The 19618-nt window shown below is 70.4% G+C and carries 20 protein-coding genes; 8 read left to right on the top strand and 12 right to left on the bottom strand.

All coding sequences use genetic code 11. The annotated features are described in order from the left end of the window. Positions 1-2: 2 nt before the first annotated feature. From KIH31_RS07995 to KIH31_RS08040, 10 genes are all read right to left on the bottom strand, one after another. Positions 3-443, bottom strand: a complete 441-nt coding sequence (locus KIH31_RS07995) for an ATP synthase subunit C (RefSeq protein ID WP_214426558.1) — start codon at positions 441-443, stop codon at positions 3-5. Next, positions 440-1762: a V-type ATPase 116kDa subunit family protein gene (locus KIH31_RS08000; protein WP_214426559.1), complete on the bottom strand. Its 1323-nt coding sequence runs from the start codon at positions 1760-1762 to the stop codon at positions 440-442. Before KIH31_RS08000 ends, KIH31_RS07995 begins: the two co-directional genes overlap by 4 nt. After that, positions 1749-2675, bottom strand: coding sequence for a hypothetical protein (locus tag KIH31_RS08005; RefSeq protein ID WP_214426560.1), 927 nt, complete (start codon positions 2673-2675; stop codon positions 1749-1751). The genes KIH31_RS08000 and KIH31_RS08005 overlap by 14 nt, the downstream gene beginning before the upstream one ends. Beyond that, the gene (locus KIH31_RS08010) at positions 2672-3106 is read right to left on the bottom strand and encodes a hypothetical protein (protein ID WP_214426561.1); all 435 of its coding nucleotides are present in this window, start codon (positions 3104-3106) and stop codon (positions 2672-2674) included. The genes KIH31_RS08005 and KIH31_RS08010 overlap by 4 nt, the downstream gene beginning before the upstream one ends. Before the next feature lie 231 nt (positions 3107-3337). Further along, positions 3338-4324: a DUF6177 family protein gene (locus tag KIH31_RS08015; protein ID WP_214426562.1), complete on the bottom strand. Its 987-nt coding sequence runs from the start codon at positions 4322-4324 to the stop codon at positions 3338-3340. Position 4325: 1 nt separating this feature from the next. Next, the gene (locus KIH31_RS08020) at positions 4326-4754 is read right to left on the bottom strand and encodes a hypothetical protein (RefSeq protein ID WP_214426563.1); all 429 of its coding nucleotides are present in this window, start codon (positions 4752-4754) and stop codon (positions 4326-4328) included. Continuing rightward, positions 4751-8773, bottom strand: a complete 4023-nt coding sequence (gene eccCa, locus KIH31_RS08025) for a type VII secretion protein EccCa (RefSeq protein ID WP_214426564.1) — start codon at positions 8771-8773, stop codon at positions 4751-4753. Before eccCa ends, KIH31_RS08020 begins: the two co-directional genes overlap by 4 nt. After that, on the bottom strand, positions 8770-9738 hold the full coding sequence (locus tag KIH31_RS08030) for a hypothetical protein (protein ID WP_214426565.1): 969 nt from the start codon (positions 9736-9738) through the stop codon (positions 8770-8772). The genes eccCa and KIH31_RS08030 overlap by 4 nt, the downstream gene beginning before the upstream one ends. 27 nt (positions 9739-9765) lie before the next feature. Continuing rightward, positions 9766-11085, bottom strand: coding sequence for a type VII secretion integral membrane protein EccD (eccD, locus tag KIH31_RS08035; protein WP_214426566.1), 1320 nt, complete (start codon positions 11083-11085; stop codon positions 9766-9768). 5 nt (positions 11086-11090) lie between these two features. Next, complete coding sequence (locus KIH31_RS08040; RefSeq protein WP_214426567.1) at positions 11091-11408, bottom strand: hypothetical protein; 318 nt, start codon at positions 11406-11408, stop codon at positions 11091-11093. 204 nt (positions 11409-11612) lie between these two features. Here KIH31_RS08040 and KIH31_RS08045 point away from each other — a divergent pair, with 204 nt between their 5' ends. The 7 genes from KIH31_RS08045 to KIH31_RS08075 all read left to right on the top strand — a co-directional run bounded on the left by KIH31_RS08045 (position 11613) and on the right by KIH31_RS08075 (position 17124). Beyond that, the gene (locus tag KIH31_RS08045; RefSeq protein ID WP_214426568.1) at positions 11613-11948 is read left to right on the top strand and encodes a WXG100 family type VII secretion target; all 336 of its coding nucleotides are present in this window, start codon (positions 11613-11615) and stop codon (positions 11946-11948) included. Positions 11949-12015: 67 nt separating this feature from the next. Then, positions 12016-12315 (top strand): pore-forming ESAT-6 family protein, encoded by a 300-nt coding sequence (locus tag KIH31_RS08050; RefSeq protein WP_214426569.1) that lies wholly within the window; start codon positions 12016-12018, stop codon positions 12313-12315. A gap of 41 nt (positions 12316-12356) precedes the next feature. Beyond that, complete coding sequence (locus tag KIH31_RS08055) at positions 12357-12731, top strand: DUF6507 family protein (RefSeq protein ID WP_214426570.1); 375 nt, start codon at positions 12357-12359, stop codon at positions 12729-12731. Then, the gene (locus KIH31_RS08060; RefSeq protein ID WP_214426571.1) at positions 12728-15163 is read left to right on the top strand and encodes a hypothetical protein; all 2436 of its coding nucleotides are present in this window, start codon (positions 12728-12730) and stop codon (positions 15161-15163) included. The genes KIH31_RS08055 and KIH31_RS08060 overlap by 4 nt, the downstream gene beginning before the upstream one ends. Then, complete coding sequence (locus KIH31_RS08065) at positions 15156-15686, top strand: hypothetical protein (protein ID WP_214426572.1); 531 nt, start codon at positions 15156-15158, stop codon at positions 15684-15686. The genes KIH31_RS08060 and KIH31_RS08065 overlap by 8 nt, the downstream gene beginning before the upstream one ends. 347 nt (positions 15687-16033) lie before the next feature. Continuing rightward, positions 16034-16183 carry a hypothetical protein gene (locus tag KIH31_RS08070; RefSeq protein ID WP_214426573.1) on the top strand — a complete coding sequence of 50 codons (150 nt, stop codon included), beginning with the start codon at positions 16034-16036 and terminating at the stop codon, positions 16181-16183. A gap of 41 nt (positions 16184-16224) precedes the next feature. Then, positions 16225-17124 carry a hypothetical protein gene (locus KIH31_RS08075; protein ID WP_214426574.1) on the top strand — a complete coding sequence of 300 codons (900 nt, stop codon included), beginning with the start codon at positions 16225-16227 and terminating at the stop codon, positions 17122-17124. A gap of 9 nt (positions 17125-17133) precedes the next feature. Here the strand turns inward: KIH31_RS08075 and KIH31_RS08080 are convergent, their stop codons facing one another. Both KIH31_RS08080 and KIH31_RS08085 read right to left on the bottom strand, forming a co-directional pair. Continuing rightward, positions 17134-17934, bottom strand: coding sequence for an ABC transporter permease subunit (locus KIH31_RS08080; RefSeq protein ID WP_214426575.1), 801 nt, complete (start codon positions 17932-17934; stop codon positions 17134-17136). After that, the gene (locus tag KIH31_RS08085) at positions 17924-18835 is read right to left on the bottom strand and encodes an ABC transporter ATP-binding protein (protein ID WP_214426576.1); all 912 of its coding nucleotides are present in this window, start codon (positions 18833-18835) and stop codon (positions 17924-17926) included. The genes KIH31_RS08080 and KIH31_RS08085 overlap by 11 nt, the downstream gene beginning before the upstream one ends. A gap of 147 nt (positions 18836-18982) precedes the next feature. On the opposite strand from KIH31_RS08085, the gene KIH31_RS08090 reads away from it, so the two are divergent. Next, entirely contained in the window at positions 18983-19570 is a 588-nt protein-coding gene (locus tag KIH31_RS08090; protein ID WP_214426577.1) for a hypothetical protein, read from the top strand. Positions 19571-19618 lie beyond the last annotated feature (48 nt).

Here is a 19618-nt window from a genome sequence, read left to right on the forward strand (position 1 = left end):
CCTCACGCCCTGCCGATAAGGATGATCGCAATGATCAGTCCATAGATGGCGATCCCTTCCGCCAGCCCGACCACCACCATCGCCCGACCGAATAGTTCCGGGCGTTCACTCATCGCAGCGAGGGCAGCCGACCCGGTGTACGCGACGGCGAACGCAGCCCCGATCGAGGACCCGGCCACCGCGATGGCCGCAGCGATCAGGGCCGAGCCGCCGGCACCCGCGGGCGTTTGGGCCGGCGCCGGAGGGAGGGCCGCGCCAGCCCCTGCGGCCGCAGCCGGGCCGGCGGCCAACGCTCCGGTCAACAAGATCAGTGCTCCCCCCATCAGCAGCAGATTGAGGGCCGCGAGGAGTTTCAGTGCGGACCTCTTCCGGCGCTTGACGAGGAAGATGGTCCCGGCGGCAGTAAGAAGGAAAGCGGGGACGGCGGCAAGCCAGAGATTCACGGTGCATGCCTTTCAGCCAACGGCGCGGAACGGGTGCCCGGAAGCGCGGGCCCCGGGTCCGCGCCGGGGGCGAGCTCCGGCGACCACGGTTTGAACGGACGCCCCTCGGACTGGAAAATGCGCGAAAACAGTTCGTAATACTCAAGGCGCAAGGCCTGGATCCCTGCCACCAATGCTTCGAGCGCGAAGGTCACGGCATTGCCCGCCACGAAGAGCAGGACGGCGGCGCCCGCGCGCCAATCCGGAGCCCACAGCGCCGTCGTTCCATTCCAGACCACGGTCAGCAGGGCGGCGTGCGTCAGGCCGAAGGCGGCGAGGCGGGCAAAGGAGACGAGGTTGGAGCCCAGACGGATGACCGTATCGACCAGTTCGATGAGGGCTTGGAAGACGCCCGTGCCTCCTCCTCCGGCTTCGACAAAAAGGCCGATGAAGATGAAGACCAGCGCGGCGAGAGAGACCACCGTGGCGGCTGCGGTCAGCAGTCCGGTGTCCGTTCCGAGCCCCCAGACGAGGAGTGCGACGGCGAGGAACAACAAGGAGCCGGCGATTCCGGAGCGGGCGTAGAGGGCGTAGCCCCAGCCTCCTTCCCTGATCCGGTTGATGGTGCCGTACGCGTACGCGCCGGCAAGCAGGAAGGCCCCCACACCCAGGGCTGCCAGCAGCAGCGGCACCGGGTCCGCCAAAGGCTCCAGCCACAGGACGGGCACAAGTCCTGTAGGGCCGAAGGCTTCTCCGTACAGGGCCCCGAACACCATGGCGGCCAGCCCTGCTCCGCTGACGAAAAGCCAGGTTTTCTGAAGCCTGGCCAGTATCCTGATGCGGCCGCCCCGGATCAGCAGCCCGGCGGCCAGCAAGACGGCGCCGTGGCCGACGTCGCCGAACATCATGCCGAACATGAGCACATACGCCACCCCGGCCAGACGGGAAGGATCCAGATCGGCGTAGGGAACCGTCCCGTAGGTATCCACCAACGTTCGGGCAACCGACCTGGGGCTCCCGCCGAGCAACGTCGGGGGCTGGACCCAGCGCGGCCGGGGCAGCGGGGCGACAGCGGCTCCCATCGGGGCCAGGGTTGCTGCAAGGGCCGGGACCTCGTGCCGGGGCATCCACCCCGCCAAGGCGGCCGACGGACCGGAGACGACGGCGGCCCCGGCTGCTTTGTCCAGTTCGTCCGCGCCGTGTCCGGGCTCGTAGGGAAGATCCAGTTCGACGGCGGCGCTGCGTGCCAGTTCGGTGAGAAGGCGGCGCAGGTCCGGTTCGCGCACCACCAGGGCAACCCGCTCCATCCGGACCGGTCCCGGTGCCTCAAGCCGCCGCATCGAGCACCTCGCTGCCCCCTGCTCCCGCGGCAGCGGCAGCCAGTGCGGCGCAGAGGCGCCACGCGTCGACGGACAGGATGGCAATCGCCCCCAGCACGACGTCCGGTCCCGGCATCGACGCCCGGAGCAGCCGGAAGCCCGCTGCCTGTACGGAAGCGCGCAGGCGGGCTTCGGCGCGCCAAAGCTCCTGCGGGGAGTCGATTCCGAGGACCACCTTCCGCAGGGACGGCGGGAGGGCGTCGGAAAAGCCGGCGAGGGTGCTGGCGGACTCCCAGGCGCTGCCAAGGACCGGCCGCAGATGATGCAGGACCGGCGCCGACGGCAGGTGGGAATCCACCATTAGCGCCCGTGCCGCCGTGAGGACGCATACGGCGTCGCACCACGGCCGCGCCGAGGGGGCCACGGCCGCCAAGCGACGGGCCCAGGACACCGTCAGGGCGTCCCTGAGCGTACCGCTCTGCGCCGTGCCCACGTCGCCCCAAGCCGTGGTGCGCAGGACGGAAACGAGTTCATCCGCCGAGGCCGCCTCGCGCACACGGGTCCATGCGGTCGCCAGGGCGCCCAGCTGGAAGGGCTCCCCGGACAGGGTTCCGTCGGCGAGTCGGCGGGCCAGTCCCGTGATGTTCTCAATTTCGAAGGTCCCCGCCGCCGCCCGCGCAAGAGCCGTGCCCGACGCCGGGAGCCAGCCCGCGAGCACCCGCAGTTGCCAGAGGACGGCCTCTTGAATGGCTCGCTCGGCAGCACCCAGTCCCGCCGTTCCGCTGAGCCGGTCCGCGTAGCTCGACCCGTGCAGGGCTGCGACAGCGCTCTCCAACGTCGGAAGCGCCGCAATCGCGCGGGCCGTCCCGGCCCCCGAACGACGCTGCGCCATGGAGCGCGCCCGCACGGAGGCGGCGACCCAGTCCGCTTTCATGGCAGGCCGGTGCTTTCCGGAGCCATCAGCGACTCGAGGACTTGATCGACGACGGCGGGTATGCCCGCCCTGCCGGACCGTTCCAGCTTTGCCGCTTCCTGGCGTGCCTGCGCAAGCACCCGCGCATCGCGGTCGAGGGCAGCCGTTTTGATGCGGGCGGCTGCATTCGCGCGTTCGGCGTTTGCGTTGAGCAGGGCCCGGGCCACGACCGCGGCCGCCTCCGCGTGGGCGCGGGCAACGTCATCCTCCGCCTTTTGGCGCGCTTGCTCGACCGTGGCCGTGCAGGCCGCGACGTCGGCCTCCAGCGCGGCGAACACCGGTGCCAGTTCGGCTTCGGGGCCCTGCACGTCGGAAGCGGGCACTCCGGCCGGCCCGGCCGAACCGGGAGCGCCGGCCGGCCGGAAACGGTCCAGGATGCTCAGTCGCGCCATGTCACCTCCCGGATGTCCTCGACGGCCATGAGCGATTTCCTTCAGCATCCCCTGCCGGGCGACCCGCAGGCAGGGGCCAAAGTCTCCTTCACGCCGCAGCCAGCTCCGCGCGCGGATCCTCCCGACGTGTGACTGCGCCGCTCGGGTCTCCGCGCCGGGAGGTAAAACGCGCGAAACAGCCGCCTTCGCGCCTGAAACCGCTGTTTCACCTCCCCTGGCGGAGGAGTACGCCTAGCGTCCGGAGAGCACCTGAACCAGCCGCGCGTAATCCTCCAGCGGGTGCGGTTCCCCGGGCACGGGTTCCTGCGGGTACCTGACCAGGAGCGACTGGTGCGGGGCGACGCCGAGCAGCCGGGACCGCGCGCCGGCTTCCCCGAGCGCCTCGGGCGCGCCGCAGGCTTTCAGCGTCTCCGGTCCGAAGACGGCGCAGCCGGGCACGGACACGCCGGTGAACCGGGCCGGCCGGGCCAGACGCCGGAAGCCGAGGGCATGCCCCAGCAGGGCCGTCCGGGCCCGGGCGGCGTGCATGGCCGCACCGAAGGAGTCCAGCTGCGCGGCGTCGAGCGGATCCACCGCTTCGGCCAGCAGCTCCAGGGACTCGTGGACGCCGCTGGCGGTGCGGCGCACGGTCAGGACCCCGACCGACGCCGCCTCCGTGCCGGGACGCGGGGCGCCGACGACGACGAGCGAGGCGTCGGAGGGGGCCCGGTCGAAGCAAAACGCTGTCACAGCGGCGGGGTCCCACGGCTCGGTGGCCGGCTCGTGCAGGCCCCAGCCCGCCGGCGCGCTGCCGGTTACTTCGCGGAAGGCGCGCTCGGCGAGCACACCGATGCGCGCGCCCAGGCTTGCCGGGTGCACCGTCTCGGCGCGCACATGCATCATGCCGTCCGGCCGGGCGGGGGACTGCAGGAACTCCTCCGCCAGCCTGTCAACGCCGCGGAATGTCTCGCCGTCCCACTCGACAACCTGTCCGGTGAACCCGTCGAAAAAGGTGCCGTCCGGCTGGGTGGCGAGCCAGCGGCGCCCGGGCTGGCTGAGCATGTCCGCCAGCGGCAGGGTCAGCGCGGCGTCGCCGGGCGTGAGGAGCGCGAACTCCCGGCCGGACTCGGCGGCCACGGCGCAGGCCCGGGCGGTCCAGCTGGAGCGGTAGGCAGTCTCTTTGTCCTGGAACAGGACGGCGGTGCTCCCGCTGGCGAAATCGAAGACCGGTTCGGTCATCTCAGGCCTCCCCGCGCGGGCCGACGACCGCGCCGTCGCAGGTTCCGGCGATCGTATGCGCGAGTGTGTCCGCCAGCGGACCGGCCGCCGGGGCCGTGGCATGCAGGTCCAGCCACCACACCGGCTGCTCCCGCGCCTCAGCGCCGGCGTCAGCGGTGAGGGCCAGCGGCACGGTTCCGCCGGCGGGGGCAGTGACCGTAGCCCCGTGCAGCAGACGGTCCAGCTCCGCAGCGACCCGTACCAGCCGCGGCAGCTCAATGGCAATCACCGTGCTCCCGCCGCCGTCGTCGCCGCCGCCGTCGAGGATTTCCAGCAGCAGCCCGTCCGTGCTCTCGCGCACGTAGTGCTCAGGCATCACGGCGGCCACGGACCCGAGAATCAGCTCCTGGCGCGGTTCCCGCGCGCAGGCGATGGTCCAGTCTGCGCTCATTGCGCCTCCACCCTCCGGCCACGGTCCAGGTCCCGGCCCGGCTCGGCCGCCGGCTCGTTGAAGAACAGCTGCACCGTCTCGGCCGGGCGCCCCGCCTGCAGCAGCTGGGCGCGGCCCGGGGGCAGCAGCCGCGCGCGGGCACCGTTGATCAGTGCGCCCTCCGACCGGTCGCCGGACATCAGCAGGCCGGTGCTGCCCGAGTCGCGCAACGCCGTGAAGAACGCCTCGTACAGCCCGCGGCTGGCTCCGCGGACCCGGCGGGTGAGGACGGCGTGCAGGCCGATCTCGGCCCCGAGCGGGAGGTACTGCGTCAGCCGGCCCAGCGGCGACGAGCCGCCGGCGGTGAGGATGTCGTAGTCGTCGATGAGCAGCACAACCTTCGGCGCCGCGGCGGCCTTCTGCGGATCGGACACCCGCTCGGCCAGTTCCCCGGCGACGGCCGTGGCGAGCTGCTCGGCCCGCGCGGCGCTGGTGGCATGGCCGCCGAGGTAGGCGTCCGGGACCTCGTCGGCCAGGGTGCGGCGGGGGTCGAAGACGGCGAAGACAAGGTCCTCGGACGCGTACTGCTCGGTGAGGTTGCGGATCACCGTGCGCAGCAGGTTGGTCTTGCCGCAGCCGTCGTCGCCGAGCACCACCAGGTGCCGGTCGCGGCCCTCCAGGTCCAGCTGTTCGGTGCCCAGATCCGTTTCTCGCAGCCCCAGCGGCAGCATGCCGCGCCGCGAGGCACCGTTCCCGGAGCCGGCAGGCACCAGCGGCGGCAGCACACGGACCTGCATGGCGCGGGAGTCCGTGGACGCGGCGACGGCGGCCACCAGGTCACGCAGGCCCTGCACCGCGGTGTCGGGGTCGTCGTCGCCGTCGATCCGCGGCAGGGCGAAGTGGCCCAGCAGCTTCCGCTCGGTCAACGCCCGGCCGGGACGCTCGGCGCTGATGCTCTCGGCGAGCTTGCGCCCGTGGGCGGATTCGGCCGGGTCGCCCAGCCGCAGTTCAATGCGGGTGCCGAAGAAGCTCTGCTGGGCGATGCGGACCTCGTTCATCCGGGTGGAGGTCGCGATCACGTGGATGCCGTAGCCGCCGCCGCGGGAGATCAGCGCGTGGACGGTCTTTTCGATGTCCTCGAACTCGTCCGCGAGCTGGCCGTAGCCGTCCAGGAGCAGCACGACGTCGGCGCTGCCCAGCTCCGGGATCCGGCCCTGGGCGCACAACCGGCGCAGGGTCGGCAGCGAGTCGACGTTGTAGCGCTCGAACAGCTCCTCCCGCTGGCGCAGCATGCCCATGATTTCCTCGACCGTGCGCCGGACCACTTCGCGGTTCGTGCGCACCGCGACGCCACCGACGTGCGGCAGGCCTTCGAGCGGGAGCAGCGAGCTGCCGAGCAGGTCCACCGCGTAGATGCCCACTTCGGCCGGGCTGTGCGTGAGCGCCAGGCTGGCCGCGATGGTGCGCAGCGCTGTGCTCTTGCCCGAGTGCGGGCCGCCGGTGATCGCGACATTGCCCCCGGCGCTCGTCAGGTCCAGCTCCCAGACACCCTGCCATTGGCGCGCCGGGTCATCCAGCAGGCCGACCGGCACCCGGAGGTTGCCGCCGGCGGGCAGCCGGATGCCCTGGCTCGTGGTCAGCGGGGCTTCGGCCACCGTGTCCAGCGCCGCCCCGCGCGGCAGCGGCGGGAGCCAGATCGGTTCCACCGAGCGGGGGAAGGCCGAAAGGGTCTCCATCAGCGTGGAGAGCACCGTTGGACCGGTGGTGCGCTGGGAAGCCGCCGTCGACAGCGGGGCGGCGCGGCGCGCGGCGGTGGCGGCATCTTCCAGGGTGGCGGCGTAGCGCGGTGCCGGCAGGACTTCGGGCTGCTCCTCGGGCTCGTCCTCCGGCTCCTCGAGTGATTCCAAGGGGCCGGACACGTACCCGGCCTTGAACCGGGTGTAGGTGGTGGTGTCCACCTTCAGGTAGCCGAAGCCGGGCACCGGCGGGAGGTGGAAGGCGTCCGGGGTGTCCAGCACGGTTCGGCTCTCGGATTCGGAGAGCGTGCGCAGGCCGATCCGGTAGGACAGGTAGGTTTCCAACCCGCGCAGTTTGCCGCCCTCGATCCGCTGGCTGGAGAGCAGCAGGTGGACGCCGATGGACCGGCCGATGCGGCCGATCGAGAGGAACAGCTCGATGAAGTCCGGGCGCGCGGTGAGCAGTTCGCCGAATTCGTCGACGATGACGACGAGGTGGGGCAGCGGCGGCAGGTCCTCGCCGCGGGCCTCGGCCTCCCGGCGGTGCAGCTGGTAGTCCGTGATGTTCGCCAGGTTGCCGGCGGCCTTGAGCACTTCCTGGCGGCGCTGGATTTCGCCGGCAAGGCTGGCGTAGACGCGTTCAATCAGGCTGACGTCGTCGGAAAGGTTGGTGATGACCCCGGCCACCTGCGGCGCCCCGGCGAAGGGGGCGAAGGTGGCGCCGCCCTTGTAGTCCACGAGCACCATGGCCAGCACATCGGGGGAGTGGGTGGCCAGCAGCCCGAGGACGAGGCTGCGCAGCATCTCGCTCTTGCCGGAGCCGGTGGCCCCCACGCAGAGCCCGTGCGGGCCCATGCCGAACTGGGCGGATTCCTTCAAGTCCAGCATCGCGGGCCGGCCGCGGTCGTCCGGGCCGAGCGGCACCCGGAGGAAGTCGACTTCGCTGCGCGGCTGCCACAGCCGGCGGATGTCGGCGGCGTCCAGCTGCGGCGAGAGGCCGAGCATGTCCAGGAAGCCCACGGAGCTGGCGGCGCTGTCGTGTTCGAGGGAGTCGGGGGAGAGCCGCAGCGGCGCCAGCTCGCGGGCCAGGGCGGCAGCCGTGGCGACCGGAAGCTCGTCGAGCGTGCCGCGTTCGCGGACCGGGGCGAGCGGGTCCTGCCGGTAGTTCTCCAGCAGGAAGCCGCCGTCGTCGTCCTCGGTGATGCGCAGGGACACCTCGCCCGGTTCCTGGCCGCGGTCGGCGACGAGGTACACGGTGGTGATGCCCAGGGCACCGGCGGCCGTCTGCTGGTCAGGGATGTGCAGCGCGGCAGGGAGGGCGCCGTAGCTGTCGGAGACCGCCAGCAGCCGGGGCAGGCTGTTGCCGACGCCGCCGGCGAGGTAGTTCTTCCGGGCTTCCGCTGCCTGGGTGGAGCGGGAGTGCAGGTCCTCGGCGAGCAGGTCGGAGAGCTCGTCCACGCTGCGGGCGAAGCGGCGAACCGGTCCCGTTTTGTGGGTCCGGCGCTGGTCGGCCAGGTGCGGCAGCCAGCCGGCCCACTCCCAGTCGGTGCGGCTGTCCTCGCCGGCGGCCAGCGCCAGGTGCAGGTCCTCCGGGGAGTGGAAGGCGCAGGACTGCAGCACCAGGTTCCGGGCGACGGCGAGCACGAAGCTGCGCGAGCCCACGACGCTCACGGTCCCGGCCGAGTCCAGCGGCACCGTGACCGGAAGGTCCGGGGAGGATTCATAGCGGCGCTTGAGGATCTCCAGCTCGGTGGTCATGAACGCGTCACCCTGCTGCAGCGCCGATCCGGCGTCGGCGACGCGGATGTCCCGCGCTTTCCGGGCGCCGGTGCCCAGCCGAACCTCGAGGAAGTCCTCGTTGGCGCGCCGGCGCTCCCAGAGCCGCTGCGGGTTGCGGACGATGTCGAAGAGCGCGCCCGGCGGGGGACTGCCGACCCGTGCCACGCGTGCGGCCTGCTGCTCCTCGCGGCGCAGCTGGGCGCGGGAGCGTTCAAGGTAGTCCAGGTAGTTCTCGCGCTGTTCCCGGCGCACCCGGCCCTGGCGGCCCCGCTGGCTGAGCAGCATCACAATCGACGCCAGGACCGTGACGATCATCATGAGCGCGCCGATGGCCGCCAGGCTCGAGCCGCGGAAGAGCATCATGACGGTCATCGAGACGCCGGCCCCGAGCAGGGGGACCAACGACATCATGTTCATGCCGCCCTTGCCTTTTTCCATCGGCGGCGGCGCGTCGAGGGTGAAGGGCTCCAGCTGCCGGTCCGGGGCGGTGGTCCGCGCGGGCCGGTGGACGAGTTTGACGCTCATCGGGTGCCTGCCGCCGCGCGCAGCACGCCGGCAGCAAGCCCGGTCGCTTCCAAACGCACGGCGCGGGAAAGCAATGACGGGTCGAGTTCGACGCCGCCGGCCAGGTGCCGGTCGTAGCTCAACGGCATCGCCGGCGTGCCCTCGCGCTCCAGCCTGCGAGCCTCGGCAGCGGCGTTGAAGGGCGACGCCGCGTCGGTGGCGCCCAGGACGGTCAGCAGCGGGATGCGGGCGCGCTGCGGGTCGGCTGCCCAGGCGCGGGCGTGCCACCGCGCATCGGCCAAGCCGGCGACGCTGGCGGGGGCCACGAAGACAGCGGCGTGCGCGGTGGCGAGGATGCCTCCGGCCGTCAGGGGGCTGCCGGCGTCGACGACGGTGATCGGGCAGTAGCGGGAGAGAGCACTGCTCACCTCGGGCAGGAACGGCTCCGAGCCCGGGCCGCTTCCGGCGGCCCAGAGATTGTCCTCGGCGGCCGCGAGCAGCCGTCCGAGCTCGGCCCTGTCGGCGGGCAGCCGCCCTCCCAGCGCCGCGGAAACGTCCCGCACGTCCGGCAGGGCGTCCAGGCCCAGGCGCAGGCCCAGGGTGCCACGGCCGAAGGTCGCGTCAACGGCGGCGACGCCGTCCTGCCGCAGCGACGCGTAAACCCGGGCGAGCAGGGCCGTCACCGTGGTGCGTCCCGAGCCTCCGCGGGTGCCGAGCACGGCGATCCGACGCCCGGTGGTGACGGGGATCTGGGCGCCGGCTGCCGCCTCCGCCAGCAACTGCGGGTACTCGTCGGACCGGAAGGTGCCCGCGAGCGAGCGCAGCAGCACCGTGCCCCGGGGTTCGGCCGGCCTGGTCCGCAGCACGCGGCGCAGCCGGTCGCTGCCGGATTCGAAACCATCGTCGGCCACACCGGTGCCGGCCGCGCCGCGCGAAGCGCGCAGGTCCTGCCGGCGGGGTGGCGGGGAGCTCCACGGATCAGTCATGGCTGTCCTTTTCCTGTCTTTCGGGCCTCACCCGAAGCTTCGAACCAGCTGGGCGAAGACACCGAACATGCCGATCAGCAGCGGAACCGACGCCAGGACGGCCACGCTCTCCAGCCGGTTGGCCAGCAGCCGGAACCTGGCGCTGACATGGTCCGGCAGATCCAGCTGCATCGCCGTCATCATGCCGGCCGCGAGCAGGACCAGCAGGACAGCGGGCAGCCAGGGCAGCGCCGGAAGGAACGCTGGCAGCGCCAGGGCGAGCCCGACCGTCCCGGCGCCGGCGGCGGCGTAGAGGCTCAGCCGCTCGGCGGCCAGCGGGAACGCACGGGCCCGCAGCGCCGTCGCCAGGGTGAGGGCCAGCAGGAGCGGCAGGCTCCAGGCGCGCGCCCCGGCGCCGCCGGAGAGCAGCAGCAGGCCGATGGCAATCGATGCGGCGCACAGCACGGTGCCCAAGGTGAGGCTGCGGTGTGCGGACTGGATGGCGGTGAGCGCGTCAACACGGCCGGGCAGGCCCCCGTTCGCGCGGCGGTCGTCCAGTGCCGCCAAGCCGGAGCTGGAGAGCGCCATGCGCGGCAGCAGGCCCAGGACCAGGATGCTGAGCAGTGCGGCCACCCCGCCTGACCTCGGACCGTCGCCGGCCAGCAGCGCGGTCACTGCCCAGAGGGCGGTGAGCAGAGCGAGGATGGACGCGGCGCTGAAGAGCGGCCGCGGCCGGCGCGCGGCGAGGCCCAGCGCCGCCAGGGCAACGGTGCTCAATGCCGCAATGAGGATCGCCTTTTCCGGTCCCGGCGCGGCCAGCTGGAGGGTGCCGCCGAGACTGGTGAGCCAGCCGGCGCCGATCAGGGAGCGGCCCAGCGCCGGGAAGCTGCGTCCGCTTGCGGCGCCGGCCGCCAGGAACAGCACCCCGAGCGCGAGCAGCAGCCACCAGGCCTGCGCCCCGGCAAGACCGAGCAGGATGCAGGAGGCGCCCGCGAGCGAGGCGGCGGCGACGGTTGCGGCGGTTGCCCGGCGGTAACGGTCGGCCCAGCGGCCGGCGACCGCGTCGGCTTCCTCGACGACGGCGTCCGTGACGTCGTAGATCACCGGCGGCGGGGGAGCATCGGCGGCGTTGAACAGGGTCAGCACCGCGCCGTCGAGGACGCCGGCCTCCTGCAGCGTGGCGCCGGCATCGAGCGGGTCGCCGGCCGAGGTGACGAGGACCTTTTCCGCCACCTCCTGGCGCGGGCTGTCCTGCAGCAGGTTGAGGATCTGGGGCACGAGCAGGCCCACCGGCTGTTCCGAGGGCAGCAGCAGGTCCAGATGCCGGCTCGATCCGAGCAGGGTCACCCTGGTGAAAGCGAAGGCCATCAGGCTCAAGCCCCTGTCCGGGCCGCGCTCAGCGGATCCTCGCCGGGACGGTGTGTCTGTTCCAAGGACGACGGGCTCCTTTGTTGCTGCTGGTGCTGCTGTGCCAACAGGTTGCTGATGAAGGAATAGCCCACGCACACTGCGGCAATCAGGGCCGCGACGGCGACGCTGAAAAGGAACAGCCGTACGCTGTCCTGCCAGCGGCGCTGCAAGGGGTTGCTGCCGTAGAGCAGCGCGGTGGTTAGCCTGCCGCGGCGCACAGCCACGGATTCGATCAGCTGATTGTCGTAGTCGTTCGGCACGCAGGCCCCCTTCCTGAACATGTTCCGCTCCATATCCTTACATCAATTGCGCTTCCTCCGCCGCCTCCGGGGCCGCCTCTGATGGGTAGAACTCCCCATCAGAGGCGGTTGCCCTGCTTGGCCGCGTGCTGTTCGATGGATATACCGGCAGTTGGGGGAACGCCTGGACCCTGCTTCTCCTTCATGCCGCCGGCCCGACCCGCAGCGATTATGAAGGTGGCACCGATGAAATTCGACATGGGCGCACAGACCCTGTCCACACTGACCCAGCAGACCGGCACGTCCAACCAGGACCTCGGGCAGCTTGTCCGCAAGCTGGTCAACGACGTCGCGCCGCTGGAAGGCAAGTTCAACGGCCAAGGCCGCGCCAAGTTCGACGAGTTCAAGCACCGTGCGGACGAGGTGGCCAACGAGCTCAACAGCGCGCTCGCCGCCATCCTCCAGGGCCAGGGTGACATGAACACCGCCTTCCAGACCGGTGACCAGGAGTCCGCGGACAACGCCTCGCAGACCCAGGGCCAGGCGGACTTCAGCGCCGCGGACTTCAAGTCCCGTCGCTAGAGCAACACACTTTCCCGCATTCCGTTAGCTGCGGCCGCGCCGGCCGCGAACGTTGAGAGGACCTACCGTGGACCGCATTTCGTATGACACGTCCGTTTCCAGTTCCGTCCAGTCGGACATCCAGTCCACCATCGGCCAGCTTGAGGCGCTGATCGCCGAGCGCGAGAAGGCCGTCGCAGCCGCGATGGCCGACTACCAGGCCGACGGCGTCTCGGACGAGTACCAGGTGGTGGAGAACCGCTGGAAGAGCGCCGCCGGCGAAGTGAAGAACATCATCGCCCTGATCCGGCAGACGCTGGACCTGAATGACCAGACCGCCGCCAGCGCCGGCCAGAAGGCCCGCACCGCGGTCCAGAACATCGGCTAGCAGCCCCCCGGCCCCTCCGGCCGGCCCGAGGAAGGAAGACCGTGTCGTTTGACGTGTCCACCAGCGCCGTCGTCGGCGTGCTCAACGAAGTGAACCCGAAGCTGCAGTCCTACCAGGAACTGTTCCAGACTTTCGGCGAGAACATCCAGGCGCTGGCTGAAGCGACCAAAGCCGAACCCGTCGGCACCGCGCTGCAGGGTGTCTCCGGCAAGGCCTTCCAGCCCGCCATGAGCAACGTCGCCGGGCGCACCGGAAACGCGGTGAACGCCGTCAACGAGGTGCTGCGCATCCTCACCTCGGCAGACCAGCACATGTCGGCGACGGCACGGCAGTCGGCGGCCAAAGCCGCGCAGGCCAAGGCGGACGACGCGCCCGAGCCCGTGGCCTCCGGTCCGGGAAGCAGCCGGGTCCGATGACCTACGACATCGCGAAATTCGAAGAGAACCTGCCGGACCCCGAAACCGTCCGCAGCGCCGGCACGGCCCTGAAGGCAACCGCCGGCAAGATCCACACCGCCGCGCACGCCTCCTCCGCGAGCTGGAACAAGCTCAAAAGTGCAGGCGTGTACTCGGCGCCGGGGGACGAGATCGTCTTCAGCGCGTTCGTCCCGGTCACCTCCGCGGCCCAGGACCTCCAGGACGACGTCGCCGCCGTCAAGACGGCGACCGACGCCTACGCCCACGTGGTCGACACGCTCAAGATCCGGCTCAACGACATCAAAGCCAGCGCCGCGTCCTTTGAGTCGAAGATCGCCGGCCGCTCCCGCGACGACTGGGACGACGACCAGGACCTGGTGGCCGAGGAACAGGGGATCATCGACGGCCTCGACGGGCTGTACGCGGACCTGACGGCAGCCCAGCGCGACTGCGCGAACGCGATCAACGGCGTTTACGGCGGCCCCACCTACGTGCTCACCACGCAGGAAGGGCCCAAGGCCGGGCAGATCGCCTACGGCTACACGAAAGAGCAGTTGAACTCCGCTGCCGCCGAGGGGAACATTCCGTGGGGCAAGCCCACCGAGTGGGATAAACCCTGGTACCGCGACGCGTGGGACGGCATCTCCTCCTTCGGCAAGGGCGTCTGGAGCGGCATCACGGGCACCGTGTCGGGTCTTTGGAACATGGTGAACGTCACCGACATGGACACCTTCAAGGCGACGTGGACGGGGTTGGGAAAGCTGGCCTTCAACGTGGCGATCGTCAGCTCCCCGGTGGCGCAGATTGCCCTGCGGGCGACCGGCCACTCAGACATCGTGGACAAGGCCGGCACCGAGCTGCTCGCCGTCGGCAAGGCCGCGATCCACTGGGATGACTGGAAGCGGGATCCGGCGTACGCCGCCGGAGCCACCAGCTTCGACCTGGCCACCATCCTGCTCACCGCCGGCGGCGGTGCCGTCGCCAAGACCGGCTCGATCGCGGGCAAGGTTGCGGAGATCGGCAACGCTTCGGGCAAGGTCGCCGAGGTGCTCAACGCTGCGAAGATCACCAAGGCGGCCGGTCTCACTGTCAAGGCGATCGACATCGGCCAGTCGCTGAAGATCAAGTCCATCACCATCGTGACCGACGCCGGCAGGACCGTCATCGGGAAGGTCGGCGCGCTGCCGGCGAAGGTCGAGCACTACCTGGGCGAAACCGGCCTCATCCGGGAGCCCGCTTTCGCCGGCGCCCCGCGGATGAGTCCGGTCTCCACCGCGGAACACTTCGCTTCCCGTCCCCATGTGTCACGGTTCGACGCCGAGGCACCCAAGCCCGCCGGCTCCGTCCCGGCGCACGGGCCGATCCACGATGCGCCGGAACACGCACCCGGGCGCCCGGCAGCTGCCGCGCACCACGCACCGGATGACGCCCGTCCCCGGCACGCCGCCGAGCACGCTCCTGAGCAGCACGCCCCTGAGCAGAACGCCCCCGTGCACCACCCGGACGCAGCGCACCACAACGAGGCCTCGCATTCGGCGGACCCGCATGGTGAGGACCCCAAGTCCACGGAACCGCACGGAGCGGATCCAGTGGACAACCGCGCGGGACGGCTCGTCCGCGATGCTTCCGGGGCTCCCGGCCAGGTTGTGTTCCGCGACGGCACCACCTTCGAGGTGACTACGTCCCTGGACAAGCTGCCCGGGCACACAGCCATGGAGGACCTGCGCGGCGGCCTCCACGCCGTCGGCAAGGACGAGAACTGGCTGCGCGGCGTCGTCGGGCACGAGGCGGAAAACCTGTCCACTTCCGACCTGCGGGCTCTGCTGGAAGTGCGCCGTTCCATCCCGGCCCCGGACGCGGGGACGATCATGCAGAAGATCACCCATCACCGTGGCGCCTTGTCGATGTTCGACCTCAACAACAAGTACCGGCGCAGTGCTGGCGGCTACGTCAGCAAGGCGGACCACACGTCAGCTTTGACGACGCCGGCCGAGGTCCACGACGGCCTGCGGCTCGACTACGAGAACCACGTGCCCGTTGACCAGCGCTCCTTCCGGCCGGACAACGAGAATCCCGTGTACGCCATTCGGTTCCGGACCGACGACGTGAACACTTTCCGCGTCGCGGACCAGCGCCTCCTCGATGAACTGGCCAGGCGCGGCGTCGATGTCAAAGCGCCTGGCGGCTCGGACTTTGCGCCCGGTCACCCCGGCCTCGACTACACCCCGAACATGGGCCATGGCTTTACCGGGAGCACCGTGGACCACGCGCCCCTGGTCCCGGAATATAAGGTGGATGGGGGCGCTTTCTTCCAGCACGGCGCTGAAATGTGGGAGATCAACAAGTCCGGACGGGAAGTCCTGGTCGGGATTTTCGACCGGAATTTCGGTAAAGCCGGCGAGTGGAGAAGGGTGTTGAGCTCAGTTGACTAGACTGCGCGCCGTACCGCCGTTGACGCCGGAGCAGGCGGCATCGTCGGAGCCGGAAGAGCTTGAGGAGTTTATCCGTCACCCCGGCGATACCTGGGCGTCCGGCGGCTACCTGCAGTGGCGGGGGACCTTGTACGAGTATTACAGGATCGGCACCGACGTGTGGCTTGAGTACCGCGAAGCCGGTCACGCGCCGCAGGGCTGGGAAACCCGCCCCGGCTCGTACGACCCCCGTTCGGGGTTGTCCACCTTCCGCCGGCAGATCGCGCGGGATGAGATTGAACGCTACGTTCGAGTCACCACCAAAGGGATGTGGCACGGGTTTGAATTCCTTCTTGGCAAGTATGTCGAGGACGGCACGGTCATGACCTGGGGCGGTGGCCAGGAACTTGCGGACCTGATTGAGGCCGGAGGTGCTCCGCGCCTGGAGACATCGGACCGCGGGCGCAGCGTAACGGGCCTCCTGCCGTGGGCTGAGCTCTCCGACGTCCGCCAGGAAATGAAGGAAGAGCCGCTGCCGTGGTGAATCCTCCGGCCGGGCAGGCACATGCGTCTTCCTGACGGCACCCGGCTGCAGGGAGCGTACGGCCGTTGGCGGGGCGCAGAGTACGAATTGGGGCCGGTCCAAGCGGACGGAACCGTCGTCCTCAAACACCATGGGGAGAACGCCCCTGAGGGATTCGAAAAGGTAAGCAGCCACCGCGAATTTCCCATCCCGGACGTGTACTGGCGAAAAGTTCCCCGCTCGGAGATTGATTCCCCGGTTACCGTGATTTGTCGGGGCACTTGGGTCGTGCAAGGCCGCCAGGACCATGCCCCCGTGGGACCGCGGCCGATCCGTGGTGGGCGTCCTGCCATGGGCAGAGATTTCAGATGTCCGACAGGAAATGGAAGAACTCCCCCTCCCGTGGTAGCTCCTCGATCCAAGGCTTCCTATACGGCGGCATCGCCTTCGCCGGGCTGACCGGGATCCGGGACGAGATCGCTCCGTTCGCGCTGCCGGGGGCCCCGCACCATCGGTGATGAGCATGGTTGACTAGGTCCAGGACTAGGTGAGGAACTTGATGATTTTCCAGAAGGCGTTGAGCCCGGCGCAGGTGTCGATGCTGGTCGAAGGCAACCGGGACACGGTCTCGGGATTCGTCCTGAACGCTTCGGACGTGCGCGGCGCCATGACGCCGGCTGCGCTCTTCCAGGCTCATGGACTTGGGTTCCCCGGTTCCCCGTGGGCTGGCGTGCAGCCCGAGTACCTGGACGTCCTGCGCTTCAGCGAGCCTCCGGCGATCTACCTTCACGCGCCGGTCACGCCGGAGTTCGTGGACCGTCCGCCCTTCACGGGCACCGGATTCACTACATGGAACGGCGACGGCGTGGCCCCGCTGTACTTCCTTGACGAGGCGCGCATTCCCGCCGGGGCCGAGCTGTGGCGGATCAGGACGGATCACCCCGAGGAGCTGCTGGCCGTCTACCGGGACGTCGCAGCCGGCTGGGCCGTCGTCGAAGGCGCCCCGCTGGACGCGCCGCGGGAGAACATCCCGGAGATCATCATGGGCTGGGTGGCGGTCTGGGACGGGTACCGCTTCAGCGCCGACCCGGTCAAGGACAACACCGCCGTCGTCCTGGCCGCCCTCAGCGAACCACCCGCAGGGGTGACGGGCTTTACCCGCACCGGCCGCGGCTGCTGGCGGCGGGAAGTTCCGGTCGGAGAGCTGGACGATCTGTTCGAGCTCAACGCCACCTGCCGCTGGCAGGGCCAGCCCTTCCGGATCACGGCAGTCGGTGAGAGCGGGGACGGGCAGCGGCTCTTCCGGTTGTTCTACGCCGGGCACAACGCCGACACAGCCGAGAGCCTGCGGCTGAACAAGGCCGACGCCGGCGTGTACTGGACCGTCGTGCCCGAGACCGAAGCGACCGACGTCGAGCTGGTCCAGAACACAATCCGCGGCCTGCTGCCGCAGGGCTAGGGGCGGGGCTCAGGCGCCAACGTCACGGCGCCGGAAGCCGACGACGGCCGCGCCCACCAGCACGGCCACGGTGGCCGCCGCGATCCCGATGCTGCCCCAGGACAATCCTGCACGCAGCGGATCGTGGCCAATGTACTGATAGAACGGCGAGATCTTCTGCGACGGCTTCAGCCAGTCAACCAGCGGGGCCAGGCCGTTGACGATGTAACCCACGATCGCAGCTGCCGCCGGGACGCCCTTGCTGATGCCGGTCCGCCCGGTCCAGGCGGAGAGTGCGAGGGCCAGCGAGCCGAAGACCAGCCCGAGCAGGCACAGGTGGACCATCGCCGCTGCGACATTGCCTGCGGGCAGGCTCATGTCCGCCAGGGCGCCTTCGAGCACTAGCGAGGCCCCGGTGAAAACGGCGATCAGGGCGGATCCCACCACCATCGCGGCGAATTTCTCCAGCACGACGGCGGTCCGGCCCACGGGGTTGGCCAACAGCATCTCCATCGTGTGCCGGTCCTCTTCGCCGGCCACGGCGCCGGACCCGGCTCCGATGGTGTAGATCAGCACGACGATCGGCGCCATGAAGGACATCAGTTCGATCTGGATGTAGCCCACCGGCGTCGACATGTCCGCCCCGGACGTCGCGAACAGGGACCGGAATGCCTCGGGCATCTGCGCCAGGAACTCGTTCATGGAGGGCTGGCCCTTGATGCTGGGCCAGAGCGCCACGTAGGTCGCCACCAGGAGCGCGACGGCGATGATCCAGGCGGGCAGGCTGCGGCGCTGGTCGTGGAGGGTCTTCAGGAACACGTTAGCCAGCATGGTCCGCCCCGGTCCCGTAGTAGGTCAGGAAAGTCTCCTCCAGCTCGGCCTCGGCGCATTCGAAGTCATCCACGGAACGGGAGCTGACGCGCTTGAGCAGGGCGTCGAGGGACGTCTGCGGGGCGCTGCAGGTGAGGGTGTGGTCGTTGACGGCGAGGTCCCGCACCCCGGCGATACCGCCGAAGTCCGCCGCCGAAACGTCATCGGTGAAGGTAGCCCGCACACGGTGCAGGGACTTCGCGCTCAGCTCCTGCAACCGTTCCACCGCAATCAGCCTTCCGCGGCGCACGACGCCGATCCGGTCCGCCACGCGCTGGACTTCACCGAGCACATGGGAGGAGAACAGCACGGTGCCGCCGCGGCCGGTGTGCTCGCGGAGGAGGGTCTGGAACACCTGCTGCACCAGCGGGTCCAAGCCGCTGGTGGGCTCGTCCAGGATCAGGAGCCGGGGCTCGGACATGAGGGCGAGGACCACTGCGAGCTTCTGCCGGTTGCCTCGGGAGAGGGCTTTCGCCGGCCTGGCCAGGTCCAGCTCCAGCCGGCCGGCCAGCGCCGCGGCTCGGGCGGCGTCGTCGCGGCCACGGAGCCGGGAGAAATACCGGACGTGCTGGTGGCCGGTCAGCCGGTCGTACAGCACGGGTTCGCCCGGAACATAGCCGACCAGCCGGTGGACCTCCACGGCGCGGTCCCAGCCGTCCAGCCCGAACACCTGCGCCCGGCCCGCCGTCGGACGCAGCATCCCCATCAGCAGACGGATCGTGGTGGTCTTGCCGGCGCCGTTGGGGCCAAGATAGCCGAACACCTCACCGGCCCCGATGGACAGGCTCACGCCGTCGAGCGCGGTGGTGCCCCCGAACCGCTTCGTCAGGCCCTCCAGCCGGACCGGAACTTCCTCAGCCATGGCCCCAGCCAACCGTCCGCCGGGTCGCCGGGGAAGAGGCTTTGTGCCCCGGGAGGCACATCCGGATTTTGCAAACCGCAGGCGGGTGTACCAAACTTTCGCCAGAAGTCTGACATGTTACGACCCACAGAAGTCCCGGAGGTCCGGATGACCGCATTTGCGCGCGCCCGCGTCGCTTTCGCCGCCGCGGCAGGCACCGCAGCCTTCGCCGCCTGTGCGATGCTGGGCGCCGCCCCGGGCTACGCTGTGGAGTCGCCGACGCCGGCAGTGGCTCCTGCCAGCCCCGCCCCGACGTCGCCGGCCCCGGCCCCGGTGAGCGCACCTGCTCCGGCGCCCTCAACCACCGCGGCCGCGCCGGCCCAGCCACCGGCGCCGGTCCAGGCGCCGGTCGCACCCGCCCCCGCGCCGCAACCCGCACAACCGCAGGCGACGACCGCCGCGCCGGCTCCCACGGCGCCGGCCACTGATGTCCCACCCACTGTGGCTCCCGTCATGGCCCCGACCTACGGCCTGCCGACGTCGAGCTTCACGGCCGGTTCCGGCTGGACCACCCCGCAGGGCGCAGATCCGAGTCAGAATGCCGCCGTGCAGGCCTCACTGAACAACAGAATGGGGGCGTTCCAGACCGGACCGGTCGGTCTCGTCGCGCTCATCCTCGGTGCCGTCGTCATCCTGGGGGCCGGCGCCATCACCCTGGCCATGGGACTGCGGCGGCGGGGCGCGCGCACCTACTGAGCCCCCCGCCCCGTCGGGGGTGTGAGGCAAGATAGGACTGTGAGCACA

Origin of the sequence: Paenarthrobacter sp. DKR-5, assembly GCF_018531425.1 — a bacterium.
GTDB lineage: Bacteria > Actinomycetota > Actinomycetes > Actinomycetales > Micrococcaceae > DKR-5.